General features: G+C 66.6%; 20 protein-coding genes. 14 read left to right on the forward strand and 6 right to left on the reverse strand.

Annotated elements, in window-relative coordinates; genetic code table 11:
* The first annotated feature begins 4 nt into the window (after positions 1-4).
* Together IMX13_RS11420 and IMX13_RS11425 are read left to right on the forward strand one after the other, a co-directional pair.
* The gene (locus IMX13_RS11420) at positions 5-1,720 is read left to right on the forward strand and encodes an alpha-amylase family glycosyl hydrolase (protein WP_193396428.1); all 1,716 of its coding nucleotides are present in this window, start codon (positions 5-7) and stop codon (positions 1,718-1,720) included.
* Positions 1,721-1,801: 81 nt separating this feature from the next.
* On the forward strand, positions 1,802-2,188 hold the full coding sequence (locus IMX13_RS11425; protein WP_053516683.1) for an SseB family protein: 387 nt from the start codon (positions 1,802-1,804) through the stop codon (positions 2,186-2,188).
* Positions 2,189-2,289: 101 nt separating this feature from the next.
* Here the strand turns inward: IMX13_RS11425 and IMX13_RS11430 are convergent, their stop codons facing one another.
* The gene (locus IMX13_RS11430; protein WP_053516684.1) at positions 2,290-3,321 is read right to left on the reverse strand and encodes a LacI family DNA-binding transcriptional regulator; all 1,032 of its coding nucleotides are present in this window, start codon (positions 3,319-3,321) and stop codon (positions 2,290-2,292) included.
* Between the two features lie 315 nt (positions 3,322-3,636).
* Between IMX13_RS11430 and IMX13_RS11435 the strand changes: the two genes are divergently transcribed.
* The 5 genes from IMX13_RS11435 (at position 3,637) to IMX13_RS11455 (ending at position 8,378) form a co-directional block, all read left to right on the forward strand.
* A complete protein-coding gene (locus IMX13_RS11435) occupies positions 3,637-4,209 on the forward strand; it encodes a single-stranded DNA-binding protein (protein WP_065182396.1) in 573 nt (190 codons plus the stop codon).
* A 201-nt stretch (positions 4,210-4,410) separates the two neighbouring features.
* The gene (locus IMX13_RS11440) at positions 4,411-5,301 is read left to right on the forward strand and encodes a TIM barrel protein (RefSeq protein ID WP_180875414.1); all 891 of its coding nucleotides are present in this window, start codon (positions 4,411-4,413) and stop codon (positions 5,299-5,301) included.
* Between the two features lie 29 nt (positions 5,302-5,330).
* The gene (locus IMX13_RS11445; protein WP_111186020.1) at positions 5,331-7,016 is read left to right on the forward strand and encodes a GMC family oxidoreductase; all 1,686 of its coding nucleotides are present in this window, start codon (positions 5,331-5,333) and stop codon (positions 7,014-7,016) included.
* Positions 7,016-7,591, forward strand: a complete 576-nt coding sequence (locus tag IMX13_RS11450; protein WP_065182394.1) for a gluconate 2-dehydrogenase subunit 3 family protein — start codon at positions 7,016-7,018, stop codon at positions 7,589-7,591. Before IMX13_RS11445 ends, IMX13_RS11450 begins: the two co-directional genes overlap by 1 nt.
* A gap of 43 nt (positions 7,592-7,634) precedes the next feature.
* Positions 7,635-8,378 carry a DUF1080 domain-containing protein gene (locus tag IMX13_RS11455; protein ID WP_065182393.1) on the forward strand — a complete coding sequence of 248 codons (744 nt, stop codon included), beginning with the start codon at positions 7,635-7,637 and terminating at the stop codon, positions 8,376-8,378.
* A gap of 13 nt (positions 8,379-8,391) precedes the next feature.
* On the opposite strand, the gene IMX13_RS11460 is transcribed toward IMX13_RS11455, so the two are convergent.
* The 5 genes from IMX13_RS11460 to IMX13_RS11480 are packed head-to-tail and all read right to left on the reverse strand — an operon-like array spanning position 8,392 to position 13,027.
* Positions 8,392-8,688, reverse strand: a complete 297-nt coding sequence (locus tag IMX13_RS11460; protein ID WP_053516691.1) for a cytochrome c — start codon at positions 8,686-8,688, stop codon at positions 8,392-8,394.
* 18 nt (positions 8,689-8,706) lie between these two features.
* On the reverse strand, positions 8,707-9,573 hold the full coding sequence (locus IMX13_RS11465) for a sugar phosphate isomerase/epimerase (protein ID WP_193396397.1): 867 nt from the start codon (positions 9,571-9,573) through the stop codon (positions 8,707-8,709).
* A 19-nt stretch (positions 9,574-9,592) separates the two neighbouring features.
* Positions 9,593-10,717: a Gfo/Idh/MocA family oxidoreductase gene (locus tag IMX13_RS11470; protein ID WP_193396398.1), complete on the reverse strand. Its 1,125-nt coding sequence runs from the start codon at positions 10,715-10,717 to the stop codon at positions 9,593-9,595.
* A 12-nt stretch (positions 10,718-10,729) separates the two neighbouring features.
* Complete coding sequence (locus tag IMX13_RS11475; protein WP_111186025.1) at positions 10,730-11,947, reverse strand: nucleoside permease; 1,218 nt, start codon at positions 11,945-11,947, stop codon at positions 10,730-10,732.
* Between the two features lie 27 nt (positions 11,948-11,974).
* Positions 11,975-13,027 carry a sugar phosphate isomerase/epimerase family protein gene (locus tag IMX13_RS11480; RefSeq protein WP_193396399.1) on the reverse strand — a complete coding sequence of 351 codons (1,053 nt, stop codon included), beginning with the start codon at positions 13,025-13,027 and terminating at the stop codon, positions 11,975-11,977.
* 95 nt (positions 13,028-13,122) lie between these two features.
* Between IMX13_RS11480 and IMX13_RS11485 the strand changes: the two genes are divergently transcribed.
* The 7 genes from IMX13_RS11485 (at position 13,123) to IMX13_RS11510 (ending at position 18,813) form a co-directional block, all read left to right on the forward strand.
* Positions 13,123-14,130, forward strand: coding sequence for a LacI family DNA-binding transcriptional regulator (locus tag IMX13_RS11485; protein WP_111186026.1), 1,008 nt, complete (start codon positions 13,123-13,125; stop codon positions 14,128-14,130).
* Positions 14,131-14,272: 142 nt separating this feature from the next.
* The gene (locus IMX13_RS11490; RefSeq protein ID WP_053516238.1) at positions 14,273-15,298 is read left to right on the forward strand and encodes an AI-2E family transporter; all 1,026 of its coding nucleotides are present in this window, start codon (positions 14,273-14,275) and stop codon (positions 15,296-15,298) included.
* Between the two features lie 101 nt (positions 15,299-15,399).
* Positions 15,400-17,130, forward strand: a complete 1,731-nt coding sequence (locus tag IMX13_RS11495) for a GGDEF domain-containing protein (RefSeq protein ID WP_193396400.1) — start codon at positions 15,400-15,402, stop codon at positions 17,128-17,130.
* Positions 17,131-17,257: 127 nt separating this feature from the next.
* A complete protein-coding gene (locus tag IMX13_RS18995; protein WP_264464677.1) occupies positions 17,258-17,380 on the forward strand; it encodes a hypothetical protein in 123 nt (40 codons plus the stop codon).
* Between the two features lie 14 nt (positions 17,381-17,394).
* Positions 17,395-17,895, forward strand: coding sequence for a GNAT family N-acetyltransferase (locus IMX13_RS11500; protein WP_193396401.1), 501 nt, complete (start codon positions 17,395-17,397; stop codon positions 17,893-17,895).
* A 212-nt stretch (positions 17,896-18,107) separates the two neighbouring features.
* Complete coding sequence (locus IMX13_RS11505; RefSeq protein WP_065174736.1) at positions 18,108-18,575, forward strand: DUF2975 domain-containing protein; 468 nt, start codon at positions 18,108-18,110, stop codon at positions 18,573-18,575.
* 13 nt (positions 18,576-18,588) lie between these two features.
* On the forward strand, positions 18,589-18,813 hold the full coding sequence (locus IMX13_RS11510; protein WP_053516228.1) for a helix-turn-helix transcriptional regulator: 225 nt from the start codon (positions 18,589-18,591) through the stop codon (positions 18,811-18,813).
* Positions 18,814-18,818 lie beyond the last annotated feature (5 nt).

The following is an 18,818-nucleotide window of genomic DNA, read 5'->3' on the forward strand; positions in this document are numbered from 1 at the left end:
GCATGTGTATTCCAGAATGTCGCTGGGGCTGTCGCTGGCCCTGCTCGCCACGGCGGTACAGGCCGCATCGCGCCCGGACTACGTGGGCACGCTCGAACCGTTCGCCAGCGATGCCGTGTACTTCGTGGTGACTGATCGTTTCGTCAACGGTGATCCGTCCAACGATCATCGCGATCAGGGGGGCAGCCACCGCACGTTCGACATTCCGGTGCCCTGCCCGGACAAGGTGGACGGCAACATCGGCTACCTCGGCGGCGACTTCAGGGGCGTGCTCGACAACGCCGACTACATCCGTCAGCTCGGCTTCGGTGCGGTGTGGATCACGCCGATCGTCGACAATCCGGATGAGGCGTTCACCGGCAGCAAGCCGATCAGCTGCACCAGCACGCTGACCGACCGCGGCAAGACCGGCTACCACGGTTACTGGGGCATCAACTTCTATAAACTCGACGAGCACCTGCCCAGCAAGGACCTGGACTTTGCAGGCCTGACCAAGGGCCTGCATGGTGCCGGCCTGAAGGTGGTGCTGGACATCGTCGGCAACCACGGTTCGCCGGCCTGGACCATGCCGACGCGGCAGCCGCAGTTCGGCCAGATCTTCGACAAGGAGGGAAAGCTGATCGCCGACCACCAGAACCTGCCCCCGCAGAAGCTGGATCCAAAGCACAACCCGCTGCACGCGTTCTACAACACCATCGGCCCGGTCGACAGCAAGGAAGGCTCGATCTTCGATGGCAACCTGGCCGAGCTGTCCGACTTCAACCAGAACAACCCGGCGGTGATGGACTACCTCGTCGGCGCGTACCTGCAGTGGACCGCGCAGGGCGTGGACGCACTGCGCATCGATACCATCGGCTGGCTGCCGCACCCGTGGTGGCACGAGTTCGTGAACCGCATCCGTGCCGAGCATCCGAACATGTTCATGTTCGGCGAGGCCTTCGATTACGACGCCAGCAGGATTGCCGAGCACACCTGGCCGGGCAACGCCAACGTGAGCGTGCTCGACTTCCCGCTGCGTGGCGCGCTGGAACAGACCTTCGGTACCGCCGGCAAGGGCTTCGAGACGCTGGCCGAGCCGCTGCACCTGACCGGCGGCCCCTATGCCAATCCGTACGAGCTGATGAGCTTCTACGACAACCACGACATGCCACGCCTGCAGGCCAGCGACAACGGTTTCATCGACGCACACAACTGGCTGTTCACCGCCCGTGGTATCCCGGTGGTCTACTACGGCTCGGAAACCGGCTTCATGCGGGGCCGTGCCGAGCATGCCGGCAACCGTGCCTACTTCGGCCAGGCGCGGGTGGATGCCGCACCGCAGAGCCCGATCTTCGCGCCCCTGCGGCGCATCGCCCAGCTGCGCCAGGCCACCCCGGCGCTGCAGCGCGGCCTGCAGGTGAACGAGCGCCTGCGTGGCAATGAGGCGGTGTTCTTCCGTGTGCTGCAGCAGGGGGATGTGGCACAGACCGCATTGGTGCTGTTGAACAAGGGCGACAAGGCGACGGTTTTCCAGGTGGAGCGCTACCTGCAGGCGGGCCGCTGGCGCGACGCGCTGGACGGCGGCACGGTGAGGGTGGACGGCGCACTGAAAGCGGTGGTGCCCGCGCACGGCGCGAAGGTCTATGTGCTCGATGCCGCAGTGGCACAGCCTGAACTGCAGGCCGAACTGGACAGGGCGATGGCCGATCAGCGCGAGCGCGACCAGCGGTTGCGCCGTTGAGACTACCCGGGTGGGGTCGGTAGCGCCGGGCCATGCCCGGCGTCGCGCTACACTATCGGGCCCTTACGGCACCGCTGAACCATGTCCGACCTCGCCCCGCAGACCCCGATCGAAACCCTGCTGAAGGCGGCGATGGACGGGGCGGTGCCGATCCGCGCCTTCATGGAGGCCTTCGTCGCCTCCGAGGTGCTGCTGCTGACCGGCAGCCTGGTTACCCCCGACGGCAGCGGCTTCGACCCACTGCTGTTCGACAAGCAGGGCACGCTGCACGTGGCCGTGTTCACCGATCCATCGCGGGTGGGCATCTACAGCCAGCAGGCTGAACACCAGATCCGCTGGCTGATGCTGGACGTGCTGCGCCGCGTGCCGGGGGGCTACGGCGTGGTGATCAACCCGGGTACCTCGCTGGGCTTCGAGATTTCGCCCAGCGGCATTGGCGAGATCCTGAAGGATTTCGCCCAGGGCTGAGGCCACCCGACGGGGCCGTCCACCTGCGGGCCTTGCGGCACCCGGTCCGGTGCCCGCAGGCCGGGTTCACTGCGTAGTCCCGTCCGATCACGTCCGCTGTTTCAGCCGCGCAGCGATGATTCCCGCACCACCAGCTTCACCGGGATGCTCTGGCTCTCCACCGGCTGCCGGCTGATCGAGGCCAGCAGCCGTTCCACCAGCAGCTGCCCGGCCTGCTTGGTGTCCTGCTGCACGGTGGTCAATGCCGGCGATACAGATGCGGCCAGCGGGATGTCATCGAACCCGGTGACCGCCACGTCCTGCGGCACCCGCAGCCCGGCCTCGCGCAGTGCACGGATCGCACCGATGGCGATCAGGTCGCTGGCGGCGCAGATCGCATCGATCGGTTCGCCTCGCGCCAGCAGCGCCTGGCAGGCTTCCTGGCCGGACGCTTCGGTGGTGATGGCATCGTGCTGCAGGGCCGGTTCGGCATGCAGCCCGTGATCGCGCAGGGCTGCCACGTGACCGCGGTAGCGCTCCTCGAATTCCGGGTAATGGCTGGAGGCGTGGCCGAGGAAGGCAATGCGCCGGCAGCCCTGCTGCAGAAGATGGGTGGTGATGTCGTGCCCGCCCTGGAAGTTGTCGCTGCCGATCGACACCCCGGGCTGGCCGGGCAGGGCCGCACCCCAGCGCACGAAGTGGGTGCCCTGTTCGACCAGCCGCTGCAGGCGGTCGCGCGATTCGTGGTAGTCGCCATAGCCCAGCAGGATGATGCCGTCGGCCTTGTTGCTGTCCTCGTAGTCGGCCTGCCAGTCGGTCGACAGCTGCTGGAACGACACCAGCAGATCCTGCCCGTGCAGCGCGCAGGCGCGGGTGATCGAACCCAGCATCGAGTGGAAGAACGGGTTGATCAGCGAATCGTCGTTGGTCGGGTCCTCGAAGAACAGCAGGGCCAGCGTGCCGGCATTGCGCAGGCGCAGGCTGGAGGCGTTCTTGTCCACCTTGTAGTTCAGCTCGCGGGCGATGCGCAGGATGCGTTCTCGGGTCTCCGCATTGACCATCGGGCTGCCGCGCAGGGCCCGCGACACCGTCGGCTGGGAGACGCCGGCCAGATGGGCGATGTCCAGGGAGGTGGCTTTGCCTTTGATGGTCATGGGGGAAGCGCGCGAACGAATGAGTAGATGCCCCGGCATGATGCCATGGGGGCGCCATCGCAGCGCCGGCCGTCACTGCGGCCGGCCGCGCCGGGATGTCCGGCGCGGATGGCTAAGTCATTGCCTTACAAGGATTTCAGTAGGATCTTTCGGTGTCTTTCGTCGCTTCTGGCCGGGCACGGAGCGGCGGCAGTGCTAAGATGCGGTGTTCTTGCATTCCCCCAAATTCATCGGGGGCGGCCCAGTGTCCTGCACCCCCGGCCGGGGCTGTGCTATCACTGGTCGACTGCCCCTGGACAACGGACGAAGGTACCTATGGCGCGCGGCATCAATAAAGTCATCCTGGTCGGCAATCTCGGCAACGACCCGGACGTGAAGTACACCCAGAGCGGCATGGCGATCACCCGCATCAGCCTGGCCACCACCAGCGTCCGCAAGGACAAGGATGGCAACCAGCAGGAACGCACCGAATGGCACCGCGTGGTGTTCTTCGGCAAGCTCGGCGAGATCGCCGGCGAGTACCTGCGCAAGGGCAGCTCGGTCTACGTCGAAGGCAGCCTGCGTTACGACAAGTACACCGGCCAGGACGGCGTGGAGAAGTACTCCACCGATATCGTCGCCGATGAGATGCAGATGCTGGGCGGCCGCGGTGAAGGCGGTGGTGGCGGTGGCGGCAACTACGGCGGTGATCGTCCGCAGCGCCAGCAGGCACCGCGCCAGGAGTACGGCGGTGGTGGTGGCCAGCGTGGTGGACAGGGCGGTGGCTATGGCAACCAGGGCGGCAACCAGGGTGGCGGTTACGGCAACCAGGGCGGCAACCCGCGCCCGCAGCCGCAGCAGTCGGCGCCGCCGATGGACGATTTTGCTGACGACGACATTCCGTTCTGATCGGACGCGCGTCCGCAGGAAACAGAAAGCCCCGCCGATGCGGGGCTTTTCTTTTTTCCACGGCAGGCCGGCGTTGTGCCGCGCAGCATGGATTTTTCGTGCACCGCGTCTTGCAAAAAAAAGAATTCCTCCCTTATGGTGCAATCGATTGCATTGCTGTGAATCGTTGCGTTTGATACCGGTTGGGAGGCCGGCAGATGGATGTCCATCCATTCGATCGGACCGGCATCGGGGCTTACGCGGCGCGATGCGTTGCGCATGGCATTCGCTGGCGGCCTTGGCCTGGCTGCGGCAGCCGCGCTGCCCTCGTTCGCCGCCCAGGCCCCACTCAAGGGCAACTTGAAGCATTCCGTCGCCCGCTGGACGTTCCCGCAGCAGTCGGTCGCCCAGCTCTGCCAGACGGTGAAGGATATCGGCTTCGCCGCCATCGATCTGGTGGGGCCGGCGGACTGGCCCACACTGAAGGCGCATGGCGTCTACAGCTCCATGTGCAACGGCGCCGAGATCAGCCTGACCAAAGGCTTTGCCGGCCGCCAGTATCACGATGCACTGGTGGAGCGCTACGCGCGGCACATCGATCTGGTGGCCGATGCCGGCTACCGCAACCTCATCTGCTTCTCCGGCAATCGTGACGGCATGGATCCGCGGGAAGGCCTGGAGAATGCCGAAGCCGGGCTGAAGCGCATCCTCGGCCATGCCGAGAAGCGTGGTGTCGTGCTGGTGATGGAGCTGCTGAACTCCAGGGTCGATCATCCCGATTACCTGTGCGATCACTCCGCATGGGGCGTCGAGCTGTGCCAGCGGCTCGGATCGGACAATTTCGGCCTCCTGTACGACATCTATCACATGCAGATCATGGAGGGCGACATCATCGCCACCATCGGCAGGCATCACCGCTTCTTCAAGCACTACCACACCGCAGGTGTGCCAGGCCGGCACGAGATCGGTGACCAGCAGGAACTGCATTATCCAGCCATCTGTCGCGCGATCCGCGACACCGGCTTCGAGGGGTATCTGGCGCAGGAGTTCATGCCTGCGGCACCCGATCCCGTCGGCTCGCTGCGCGAGGCGATCCGCCTCTGCGACGTCTGAAACGATATCCACCCAGGTGAAGTAGACCCATGGCAGACAATCATTACGACGCCATCGTTGTTGGCTCGGGAATCAGTGGCGGTTGGGCGGCGAAGGAACTGACCGAGAAGGGCCTGAAGGTCCTGATGCTGGAACGCGGGCGCAACATCGAGCACGTCAAGGACTACGTCAATGCGATGAAGGAGGCGTGGGATTTCCCGCACCGCAACCGGCCGACACAGGCGATGAAGGCCGCCTTTCCCGTATTGATGCGTGACTACGGCCTGGCCGAGAATCTGGAAGGGATGTGGGCCAATGAGCAGGAATCGCCGTACGTCGAGACCAAGCGCTTCGACTGGTTCCGTGGCTACCACGTAGGCGGCCGTTCGCTGATGTGGGGGCGGCAGAGCTACCGCTTCTCCGACCTGGATTTCGAAGCCAACCTCAAGGACGGCATCGCTACTGACTGGCCGATCCGCTACGCCGACATCGCCCCCTGGTACGACCATGTGGAGAAGTTCGCCGGCATCGCCGGTACGCGCGAGGGACTGGACGTGCTGCCGGACGGTGAATTTCTGCCGCCGATCCCGCTGAACATCGTCGAGAAGGATGTGGCCGCGCGGATCAGGAAGGCGTTTGGCGGAACGCGGCACATGATCCACTCGCGTACCGCCAACATCACCCAGCCCATGCCCGAGCAGGGGCGCGTCAACTGCCAGTACCGCAACAAGTGCATCCTGGGCTGTCCCTTCGGTGCCTACTTCTCGACCCAGGCGGCGACGCTGCCGGCGGCGATGAAAACGGGCAATCTGACATTGCGGCCCTTCTCGATCGTCAAGGAAGTGCTGTACGACAAGGACCGCAAGCGCGCGCGCGGTGTGGAGGTCATCGATGCCGAGACCGGGTTGACCTATCAGTACACGGCCAAGGTCATTTTCCTCAACGCATCCTCCTTCAACTCGACCTGGATGCTGATGAACTCGGCCACCGATGTCTGGGAGGGCGGTCTGGGGTCGTCATCCGGCGAGCTGGGGCACAACGTGATGGACCATCATTTTGGTGCCGGTGCCTCCGGCCGGGTCGAGGGTTACGACGACAAGTACTACTTCGGTCGCCGCCCCTGCGGCTTCTACATTCCGCGCTTCCGCAACGTCGCTGCGGACAAGCGCAGCTACCTGCGCGGATTCGGCTACCAGGGCGGTGCCAGCCGCACCGGGTGGTCGCGCGAGATCGCCGAGCTGAACATCGGTGCCGACCTGAAGGAGGCGCTGACGCTGCCGGGCGACTGGCGCATCGGCATGACCGGATTCGGCGAGATGCTGCCGCACCACGACAACACGATCCGCCTGGATCCGCAGCGCAAGGACAAGTGGGGGTTGCCGGTGCTGGCGATGGACGTTTCGATGCGCTCGAACGAACTGGCGATGCGCAAGGACATGGCGGCCGATGCTGCCGAGATGCTGGAGGCAGCCGGCGTCAAGGACGTGGAGATGCACGACAACGACTACGCCCCGGGCAAGGGCATCCATGAAATGGGCACGGCCCGCATGGGCCGCGATCGCAGAAGCTCCGTGCTCAACCAGCATAATCAGGTCTGGGATGCGCCGAATGTCTATGTGACCGATGGCGCCTGCATGACCTCCAGCGCGTGCGTGAATCCATCGCTGACGTACATGGCGCTGACGGCACGGGCCGCCGACCATGCCGTACGCGAACTGAAAGCGGGGAACCTGTGATGGACCGTCGCGAACTGTTGAAGATGATCCTCGCCGCCACCGGCGCGGCCATGGTGGGCCTGCCCGCACTGGCCGCAGGGCAGAGCGCGACGACAGGATCGAAGGCCGCGTTCTCTGCCGCTGACATCAGCATGCTGGACGAGATCGCTGAAACCATCCTGCCGCGAACCACAACGCCGGGCGCGAAGGATGCCGGCGTGGGCCCGTTCATGGCGCTGTTCGTCACCGATTGCTACACCCCCCGGCAGCAGGCGATATTCCGCGCCGGCCTGGTCGATATCGACAAGCGTGCCGGTGGCCGCTTCGTGTCGCTCCCCTCGCAGGCCCGCAGCGAACTGTTGCGCACCCTGGATGCGGAAGCCCGGGCGCACGTCGTCGAGGTCACCGAGACCGGTGCCGCGGAAGAGGGGGAGGCAGCGCCGCACTACTTCACGATGATCAAGCAGCTGGTCATCTTCGGCTTCTTCACCTCGAAGGTCGGTGCGACCGAAGTGCTGAAGTACGTTGCGGTGCCGGGTCGCTATGACGGCGATCTTGCCTATACGCCCGGCACGCCGGCGTGGGGGACCAGCTGATGGGCCTCCACGCCTCGACCCCCCACCTTGATCCGGAAGCACGATGAACCGACCTCTCCTGACAGTGGCCTGCCTGCTGGGCACCGCACCCGTGTTCGCGCAGGACGGCGGCGACCCTGCGCGCGATCCGGCGAAGACCGAAGTGTGGACGCCGGTTCCCGCGGTCGTAGCGACGCCGCCAGGCCGCGCGCCCTCCGATGCGATCGTGCTGTTCGATGGCAAGGATCTGTCGCGCTGGGAGTCGGAGCAGGGCGGACCCGTGCCCTGGACCGTTGCCGATGGCGCGCTGACCGTGGTGCCCGGCAGCAAGGGCATCCGCACCAGGCAGCGCTTCTGCGATGTCCAGCTGCATGTCGAGTGGCGCACGCCCACCGCGACCGCCGGATTCGACGGTCAGCACCGCGGCAACAGTGGCATCTTCCTGCAGGAGGTGTACGAACTGCAGGTGCTCGACAGTTACAACAACCCGACCTATGCCAACGGCCAGGCCGGATCGATGTACAAGCAGGCCATTCCGTTGGTGAATGCCTCGCGTGCGCCCGGCGAGTGGCAGGCCTACGACATCATCTGGAAGGCCCCGCGCTTCTCGGCAGGCGGCGGGCTCACCTCGCCGGCCCGCATCACCGTGCTGCACAACGGTGTGCTGGTGCAGGACGACACGGTGCTGGCGGGCAAGACCGAGTACATCGGCGCGCCTTCCTACGCGCCACATGCCTGTGCGCCGCTGTACCTGCAGGAGCACGACGCCAGGGTGAGCTACCGCAACATCTGGGTGCGCGAGCTGTAGCGCACCCTCATGCCTACTTCGCCAGGTAGCTGGCGATGTTGTCGATCTCCTGCTGCGACAGCTGCGGGAAGGGGGGCATCAAGCCGCCGCCCTGCTTGATCTTGTCCTTGATCTGCGCAGGCTGAAGCCGTTTGCTGACGTCGGTGAGCGCAGGGAACGTCGGTGGCACGCCGGCGCGCTCCGCACCGTGGCAGGCCACGCAGTGCGTTGCGTAGAGCTGCGCTCCGGCAGCAGGGTCTTCCTTGCACCACGCCGCAGCGGCCAGCAGGGTGCCGCACAGCGCGACAGTCACTTTCAGAATCGTTTTCAAGCTGGGCTCCTTCGCGGGCTAGCGCGGTGCACCGGCAGGCACGCGGGCAGTCAGGTGTTCACGCAGATAGTCCGCACCGGTGCGGATGACGGTGGCTGGATCGCGGGGTTGGTCGTGCTCGAGGATGTACCACTGCACGCCGGCCGTCGCGGCGGCGGGCAGGATCGCCTTCCAGTCCAGGACGCCCTGGCCCACGGCGGCGAAGCCGCCTTCATCCTCAGCCTGGCCCTTCGGGGCATTGTCCTTGGCGTGCACCGCGAACAGGCGGCCTTTGAATCTGCCCAGCATCACCACCGGGTCATGGCCGGCCCGTGCGACCCAGGCCAGGTCCAGCTCGGTCTGCAGATCGGGGCCGGCCGCGGCGAACAGTAGTTCCAGTCCGGTCGTGCCATTGAAGTCGACCAGCTCGGAGTCGTGGTTGTGATAGGCCAGGCGCATGCCCTTGGCACGGGCCTGCTTCGAGAGCTGGCCCAGTTCCTTGCCCAGCGCCGTCCAGCCGGCAGCGTCGGTGGGGCGGTCTTTCTCGGCCAGATAGGGCACTACCAGCGTGGTGTTGCCGATGGCCCGGTTGAAGGCGACCACGCCATCCAGGTCACTGCGCAGATCGGCCAGCTGCGTGTGCGAGGAAATCGCCTTGATCGAATACTTGTCGAGCAGCTGCTTGAGTTCGGCAGCGCTGACATTCTGCGTACCGACTGTTTCCACGGCGCGCACGCCGGCGTCGTGGACGATCTTCAGCTGCTGGTCGAGCGAGCCGGCATTGCGCAACGTGTACATCTGCACCGCGATGGGCGTGTGCAGGTCGCTGGCATCGCGCGCGAAGGCGGGCAGGGCAACGAGCAGCAGCAGTGCAAGGCTTGCGGTCCTGCGGATACGGATGTTCATCAGGCAGTCCTCCGGGAATTCAATCGATGGCCGTCCAGGCACGTGACCTGGCGGATGCGATGACACGTGTGACGATCCGCGCCGAGCGCAGGCCGTCATCGAAGGTGGGAAGGCCCTCCGGCTGCTTGCCTGCAATGGCACGGTAGGTGTCGGCGACAAACGCTTCGAAGCAGTTGCCATAGCCCTGCGCGTGTCCGGCCGGCAAGACCGACAATCTGCGTTGTTCGGCGCTGCCGGCACCGGGCCCGCGCACGAAGCTATCCTCGCGCTGGTCGGGCCGGCCGATCCACAGCCGCTCGGCATCTTCCTGGTTGAAGGCCACGCTGGCCCTGGCGCCGTCAATCTCGAACCACAGCCGGTTGTGGCGTCCGGCCGAAACCTGGCTGACCGTCAACGAGGCGAGCGTACCCGCACTCGTGCGCAACATCGCCGTGGCCACATCCTCGCTGGAAACAGCCTGCGTCGTGCCGCCGGCGGCCGGCGTGGTGAAGCTCTGCCCGGTGACCGCGCCGCGCTCGGCGATGACGGTGGCGAACGCGGCACTGACCTCGGCGAAGCGTTCGCCGCTGACCCATTCCACAAGGTCGCACCAGTGCGAGCCGATATCGGCGAACACGCGCGAGGTGCCGCCCAGCGAGGGGTCGACACGCCAGTTGTTGCTGGCCGGATCCAGCAGCCAGTCCTGCAGGTAGCTGCCGTGGATCAGGTGCAGTGGCCCCAGCTCGCCCTGCGCGATGCGTGCGCGTGCCTCGCGGACCACCGGGTGATAGCGGTAGACGAAGGGGACCGTAGCGACCAGACCGGTCCTGGCGGCCAACGCGGCCAATGCCTGGGCGTCGTCCAGGGTGGTGGCCAGTGGCTTCTCGCAGATCACGTGCTTGCCGGCTTCCAGCGCGGCCTGCGCCATGGCGCGGTGCAGATGGTTGGGCGTGCACACATGCACGACCTGCACCTGCGGATCGCTGACCACCTCCTCGATATCGCGGTAGGCATGCGCGGCGTTCCACGCCTGCGCCACCTCCTGTGCGCGCTGCGGGGAAGAGGCCGCCACGCCGCGGACCTCGGCCCCGGCCAGCAGTGCCGCGCGGCGATGCACCGCACCGATCATGCCTGTGCCGACGATGGCGATTCCAAGCTTGGACATCCGATGGGATCCTCAGGGTGCGGTGGGAGCGGCCGCGACAGCGGGGCGGTCGCGGAACAGCAGCAGGAAGGCGATCAGCACCACCAGTGCGACGCCGGCCGGGAACAGCCAGATCTGCTGCCAGTCCGGACCCGCCGCCGTGGTGAAGTGCTCCACCACCGCACCGGACAGGAACGTGCCGATCAGCATGCCTACGCCGTACGTCGCCAGGGTGATGAAGCCCTGCGCGCTGCTGCGCGCGTCGGGGCCGGCGTGTGCGTCGGTATAGATCTGGCCGGTGACGAAGAAGAAGTCGTAGCAGATGCCGTGCAGCACGATGCCGATCACCAGCAGGGAGAACGCACCGCCCGCGTCGCCGAAGGCGAACATGACATAGCGCACCACCCACGCGGCCATGCCCACCGCCAGCATCGTCTTGACCCCCAGGCGGAGGAACAGGAACGGCATGGCCAGCATCAGCAGCACTTCCGAGACCTGGCCCAGCGACTGCAGGCCGGCCGCGCCACGCACGCCGAGGTCGTTGAGATACGGATTGGTGAAGTTGTAGTAGAACGCCAACGGAATGCAGATGGCGATGGAGGCGAGGAAGAACACCAGGTAGGAGCGCGACTTCAGCAGCCGCAGCGAGTCCAGGCCCAGGATCTGCCCCAGTCCCGCATCGCGCTGCCTGGCCAGCGGCGGTGTGTGCGGCAGGGTGAAGGCATACAGACCCAGGGCCAGCGACGCCATCGCCGCCATGCGGAAGGTCAGTTCGAGCCGATGCGCCTGCTCCCAGCCCAGCCAGCCGATCAGCACGCCGGCCACGATCCAGCCGACACTGCCGGCCACGCGCACCAGCGGGAACTGCTTCTCAGGCGACTGCATATGGCGCATCGCCACGCTGTTGGCCAGGGCCAGCGTCGGCATGAAAAGCAGCATGTAACCCATGACACAAGCGAAGAACGTGTTGAAGTCCGTCGCCGTGGATGCGAACCACATCAGCACCGCACCGGCCAGGTGCAGCACCCCGAGAATGCGCTGCGCCGCAAAGTAGCGATCGGCTATCAGGCCGACCAGGAACGGGGCGACGATGGCACCGATGGACTGGCTGAGGAAGGCGGTGGCCACCTGGCTGGCGCTGGCCTGCAGCGGGCCCTGCACCAGATACGTCCCCAGGGTCACGAACCACGCGCCCCAGATGAAGAACTGCAGGAACATCATCGCGCCCAAGCGCGACATGGCGTGCGTCATGGCTTGCCCTCCCGGGGCGGTAGTGGCTCAGAGTCCCAGCATGCGGCGCAGTGATTCCGGCGGCGTGCCGCTGCCGGCGAAGTCGTCGAAGGCATGTTCGGTCACGCGGATGATGTGGTCACGGACGAAGGCGGCTCCCTCGCGTGCGCCGTCCTCCGGGTGCTTCAGGCAGCACTCCCACTCCACGACTGCCCAGCCCGGGAAATCGTACTGCGCGAACCGGGAGAAGATCGCCTTGAAGTCGATCTGGCCGTCGCCGAGCGAGCGGAAGCGCCCCGGCCGGTCGATCCAGTCCTGGTAACCGCCATAGACGCCGCTGCGCGCGCTGGGCCGGAATTCCGCGTCCTTGACGTGGAAGATGCCGATCCGATCGTGATACCGGTCGATGAAGCCCAGGTAGTCGATCTGCTGCAGCAGCAGGTGGCTGGGGTCGTACAGGATCTTCGCGCGTGGGTGGTGGTCCACCACATCGAGGAAGCGCTCGAAGGTGGCACCGTCGTGCAGATCCTCACCCGGGTGGATCTCGAAGCACAGGTCCACGCCGCTGGCGTCGAACGCCTCCAGGATGGGGCGCCAGCGCCGGCCGAGTTCGGCGAAGGCTTCTTCCACCAGTCCCGGTGGGCGTTGCGGCCAGGGATAGAAGTAGGGCCAGGCCAGCGCGCCGGAGAACGTGGCATGCGCGGTCAATCCCAGGCGTTGGCTGGCGCGGGCGGCCAGCTTCAACTGTTCCACCGCCCAGGCTTGGCGCGCGGCGGGATTGCCGCGCTTGTCCACCGGCGCGAAGCCGTCGAACAGGCTGTCGTAGGCGGGGTGGACGGCGACCAGCTGTCCCTGCAGATGGGTAGACAGCTCGGTGATCTGCAGGCCATGGTCGGCCAGCATGCCGCTGATGTCGTCGCAGTACGCCTGGCTGCGCGCGGCCTCGGCCAGATCGAACAGATGCGGCGCGTTCGTCGGCACTTGTACGCCACAATAGCCCAGGCCCGCGGCCCAGCCGGCCAGCGTGTCCAGCCGATCAAAAGGAGGTGTTTCGCTGATGAACTGCGCCAGGAACAGCGCCGGACCCTTGAGCGTCTTCAACGTGGTTCGCCCGCGATGCAATCGATTGCATTACCCTAGCAGGGTCTCCCGCAAACCCTGTTGTGCACTGCACAGCGGAAACAAGAACTGACGCCATGGCCACCATCTACGACATCGCCAAGCACGTCGGCGTCTCCGCCGGTACGGTGTCGCGGGCGCTGTCCCGGCCGGACAAGGTGCTGCCGGCGACGCGCACGCGCATCGAACAGGCCGCCGCCGCGCTGGGCTATGTGCCCAATACGGTCGCCCGCACGCTGAAGACGCAGCGCAGCGGCAAGATCCTGGTGACCGTGCCGGACATTGCCAACCCGTTCTTCGCACAGATCCTGCAGGGTGCCGAAGACGCGGCCCAGGCCGTCGGCTACGCGGTCCTGCTGGGTGACACCCAGCATCGACCCGACCGCGAGGAGCGCTATGCGCAGATGCTCCGTCGCAACGAGGCCGATGGCCTGATCGTACTGGGCCATCGCCTGCCGCCTACCGCGCGCGCGATCGTCGAGCAGCAGGGCGCCGCCGCGCCGGTGGTCAACGGCTGTGAATTCGACCCCGCGCTGGGCCTCCCCAGTGTCCACATCGACAACGCTGCCGCCGCGCGTGCGGTGATGGAGCACCTGTACGGACTGGGACATGAGCGGATCGCCGTGGTGGGCGGGCCCCCCGACAACCCCCTGCACCAGCAGCGGCTGGAAGGGGCACGGGCGGCGGGCAGGGCGCGCGGCCGACTGCGCCAGTTGAGTGTTGTGCCGGGTGACTTCTCCGTCGAATCCGGCCATGCGGCGGCGACGGCACTGCTGGCCGCCGCGTCGGCGCCGACCGCGATCTTCTGCTTCAGTGACCAGATGGCACTGGGAACCCTGGCGGCCTGCCGGGAACTGGGCGTCCGCGTGCCCGAGGAGCTGTCCATCGTCGGTTTCGACGACCTGGCGTCGTCGCGTTACCTCACGCCGCCGTTGACGACCATCCGGCAGCCCATGCGGGAGATCGGCGACCGCGCAGTCAAACTGCTGCTCGCCATCATCGAAGGTGTCGATGTCCCGCTTCAGCAGACGCTGGACTTCAGTCTGATGCTGCGTGGCTCGACAGCGTCGCCCGGGCACAGGTGAAGGCAGCAGGCAGGAACCCCGGCAGGCCTGCGCCTGCCGGGGACGTTTCATTGCCTGTGATCGCAAGCGCTGGCCCCAACTCCATTCATTTCGGTGTCCGGAGCGTTCCACTACCATGGGCCACCCCGCCCGGACTCATGCCATGCAAGACGCCCTCGTTGCCCAGCCCCGGCCTCCCGTTGCAAGGATCGCGGCCTGGTCATTGATGCTGCTGGGGATGTGGCTGGTACTGAAGCTGGGCCTGGTGGTGACGCTGCTGTCGGGCCTGCTGGTGTTCCAGTTGACCCACCTGCTGGCGTCGACAGTGGAGGGGCGCCTGCCGCCCGGGCGCGCGCGTGCGATCGCGGTGATCGTGCTTTCGGCCGTCATCATCGGCGTGCTCGTGCTGGCCGGCATCGGCGTGGCGTCCTTCTTCCGCACCGAAACCGGCGGGCCGGATGCGCTGCTGGCGCGCCTGATGGACATCCTCAACACCTCGCGCCACCAGGTGCCGGCACTGCTGCAGCCCTATATTCCCGAGGACATGCCGGCACTGCGTGCGGCATTGAACGAGTGGGCGGCAGAGCATCAGCGGCAGCTGGGCGTCGCCGGCACATCGGCGGTGCAGATCGGCGTGCGCGTGCTGATCGGCATGGTGCTGGGGGCGATGATCGCGCTGTACGACGAGCTTCCGCTGCCGACGATGGGGCCGCTGGCGCAGGAACTGATCGGCCGTACTGGCCGCCTGGCGACCGCATTCCGCCAGGTGGTGTTCGCGCAGGTGAAGATCTCCCTGCTCAATACCGTGTTCACCGCGATTTTCCTGCTGGGGGTGCTGCCGCTGTTCGGCGTGCACCTGCCCCTGTCGAAGACGCTGGTACTGATCACGTTCATCGCCGGCCTGCTGCCCGTGGTGGGCAACATCATCTCCAATACCGTCATCACCATCGTTGCCCTGTCGGTATCGTTCTACGTTGCGGTGGTGGCGCTGCTGTACCTGGTGGTGATCCACAAACTCGAGTACTTCCTCAATGCCCGCATCGTCGGTGGCGAGATCCAGGCCCGTGCGTGGGAACTGCTGCTGTCGATGCTGGTGATGGAAGCCGCCTTCGGCCTGCCGGGGCTGGTCGCTGCGCCGGTGTTCTATGCCTATGTGAAACGGGAACTGGTGGACCAGCGCTGGATCTGACAGTTGCCGGTGCCAGCGGGCGCCACTGCAGGGCCACGGTGGGCGCTTGTGGGTGCCGCCAGCCGGCAGCTACAGTGACCGGCACTTCAGGGGAATGGTGAATGGCCCGCAAGGTGTCGCCGATCGGGTTACGGACTTGGGTCTGGATCCTGGCCGGGCTGTTCGTGGTCTGCACGCTGCCCTTGATGGTCATCGCCCTGGTCCAGGGCACGCTGCGCTACACCGCAGCGGAGGACAACCTCGTCAGCCTGCACCGGTTGCGACAGACCTTTGATCTGGCCAATCTGGCCTCGGCCGAGCGCGGGCCTGCCAACAGCCTGCTCGGCAGCGATTGCGCCGACACCGACGAACGCGCGCGGCTGGCGGGAGGGCTGGCACAGGCGCGAAGGCGGGTCGACATGGCGATGACGCAGATGGATGCCGTGATCCTGGCCGGGCCCTCCCTGCCTGACGAGCGCCGCACCCTGTTCGAGGCCCAGCATCAGCTCCGCCAGGCGCGCGCGGCGGTGGACCGGGTCGTGGCAAAGCCCGCAGCCGCGCGGACGGTCGACGACGTGGAGCATGCGATCAACAGCATGTTCATGGTGACCGATCGCCTGCATCGCCTGGGTTCGGCGCAGATCAACGTGCTGGTGGCCACCGGCCGCGAAGCGGCGATTCCGGCGATCCAGGGCCAGATCCTGATGGACCTGCGCGAGCATGGCGGCCGACTGGCGTCGAATGTGATGGCGCCGGTGGCGGTTCCCGGGGCCTGGCGCGTCCGGCAGGTACGCGCGGCGCAGCAGACCGAGGGCCGCCTGCTCGAGCTGTGGCGGCTGGCAGCCAGTCACGAGTCGGTGTTCCGCAGTGATCCTGGGCTGTCCTGGCACTGGGACATGGCACGCCGGCAGTTCTTCGCCGAGTCGCTGCCGATGATCGAACAGTTGATCGAGGAAGGTCGCCGTGGACGGCCTCCGCCGTGGAACACCGCGGAGTTCACGGCGCGCTACGTTCCGACGCTGCAGTCGCTGGAGGCGCTGCGCGACGGCTACCTGAGCGTGTCCATCGAGCGCTTCGAACAGGCGCGGAATCGCGAGGCCACGCGGCTGGCCGTGTTGTGGGCCACCGCATTGGGCACGCTGGCGGTGCTGGGCGTGGCCCTGCGCATCGCCCACCGGCAGATCCTCCGGCCGCTGCTGCAGGCACAGGAACAGGTGGTGCAGATCGCGTCCGACGCGCCGGGCCCCGCGCAGCACGTCACTCATCCATTGGCAGAGATGCAGCGGCTGTTCGACGCGATTGAAGTGCTGCGCGAGACCTCACGTGAACGTTCCGCACTGACCAGCGAACTGCGCCAGCTGGCCGGCACCGATGCGCTGACCGGGTTGCTCAATCGGCGCGCGCTGGACGAACACGTGCAGCAGCGGCACGCCGCAGGCAACGGCATGGCGGTGGTGATCCTGCTCGACGTCGATCATTTCAAGGCGATCAACGACGGCCATGGCCACGTCGCAGGGGACGAGGTACTGGTGCAGGTTGCGCAGCTGCTGCGCAGGTACCTGCGGCACACCGACAGCATCGCCCGCTACGGTGGCGAGGAGTTCCTTGTGCTGCTGGCGGATGGGGATCTCGGCGCGGGTGGCCGGTTGGCCGAATCGCTGCGCGTCGCACTGCAGCAGTCGGATATCGTGCTGGGCAATGGCAGCGTGTTGCGTGTCACTGCCAGTTTCGGTGTGGCCGAGGGCAGCACCGATGCACTGGGCTGGCGTTCCCTGCTGCGTGCTGCCGATGCCGCCATGTATCGGGCCAAGGCACAGGGACGCGACCGGGTACGGATTGCCGGTGCACGCTGAGTGCCACGGCGCTGGCGATGCCGGTCATGGCGGTACAGGAGGGGCAGCATGCCCCCTTGCGCCGCACTTCATCTGCATCGCACAGGGCGCGGCCTAGACTTGCAGCCTGACACTGCAGGAGCCCGCCATGTCCGTCAATCCCGCCTTGGCCAGCGCGCAGCCGGCGTCCGTGCTGGCGCGCACCGACGCCGATGCGCCACGCCCTCCGTCGCTGCGGCGCCGCGGTGATGGTCGTGTGGCTGTGCAGTGAGATCGGCCGTGGCGATGCTGGAGATTCCCACGCTGCATACCGCACGGTTGCGCCTGCGCCCGCAACGGCTGGAGGATTTCAACACCTATGCGAGCTTTCTTGCATCGCCCCGTGCGCGCGGCATGGGCGGTCCATTTGGTGAGGTCGCGGCCTGGGGACAGTTCTGTCACGACCTGGCCAGCTGGCCCTTGTTCGGCCACGGCGCGCTGATGATCGAACGGCGCGACAGCGGCGCCTGCATTGGACAGGTCGGCATCAACCACGGCCCGTTGTTTCCGGAAAAGGAACTGGGCTGGCTGTTGTACGACGGCCACGAAGGGCAGGGCTTCGCCAGCGAGGCCGCGGCGGCGCTGCGCGACTGGGCGTTTTCGTCGCTGCGGCTGCCGACGCTGGTGAGCTACATGGCGCCGGACAACCTCGCGTCGCAGGCCGTGGCCCGGCGGCTGGGCGGGGTGCTGGATGCGGACGCGCTGCGCAACGATCCGGACGATCTGGTGTTCCGCTACGCGCGTTGAGGTAAGGGCCCGTCGCGGACTGCTGCGGGCCGGGAGCACGCTGTTCATCCACGGCGCGTGGTTCCTGTGGTATATCGTTTATCGATAAATCCACCCCGGGGCGGCAGGGCCACCCCAATACCGGAGGCCGCTTGACCGCTCGTCCCGCCCGCGCCAGACCCGCGCGAGGCTTGTTCACCCTGGCCCAGACCGCCGTGCAGGCCGTGCGGGCCATGTGCTGGCTGGGCATCCTGGCCGCACTGCTGGCCGTGCCGCTGGTCGCCTACGACCGCCGCTGGCTGCTGGATGCCGTGCATGATGCACGTACTGCCGCCGCCCACGGAGGCGATCTGTTCCTGCACTTCTGCATCGGCCTGGGCACCATCGTTGCCCTGCTGGTGCTGTGCCTGGTGTTCCTTCGACACCTCGCGCGGATGCTGAGGTCCGCTGCCCGCGAACGCCCCTTCACCCATGCCAATGCCCGGCGTCTGCAGCGCATGGCCTGGTTGATGCTGGCGATGGAACTGCTGTCGATCGTGATCGGCCTCTACGCTGCCTGGATGGGGCCTGATTTCGCCTGGATGGAGGTGGGCGGAGGCATGTCCATCACCGGTCTGGTCGCGGTACTGATGCTGTTCGTGCTGGCGCGCGTGTTCGCGGTCGGCGCGGCGATGCGCGACGACCTGGATGGCCTGATCTGATGGACCTGACCTGATGGCCGTAGTGATCACGTTGGACCGCATGCTGCAGGCGCGTGGCATGACCCTGTCCGAGCTGGCGGGGCGCATCGACATCACGCTGGCCAATCTGTCCATCCTGAAAACCGGCAAGGCCCGCGCCATCCGCTTTTCCACGCTGGATGCCATCTGCCGGGAGTTGCAATGCACACCCGGCGACCTGCTCGGCTACGACCCGACGCAGGCGCACGATGGCGACTGAAGCTT

The organism is Stenotrophomonas sp. B2 (genome assembly GCF_014947095.1).
Classification (GTDB): Bacteria; Pseudomonadota; Gammaproteobacteria; order Xanthomonadales; family Xanthomonadaceae; genus Stenotrophomonas; species Stenotrophomonas maltophilia_P.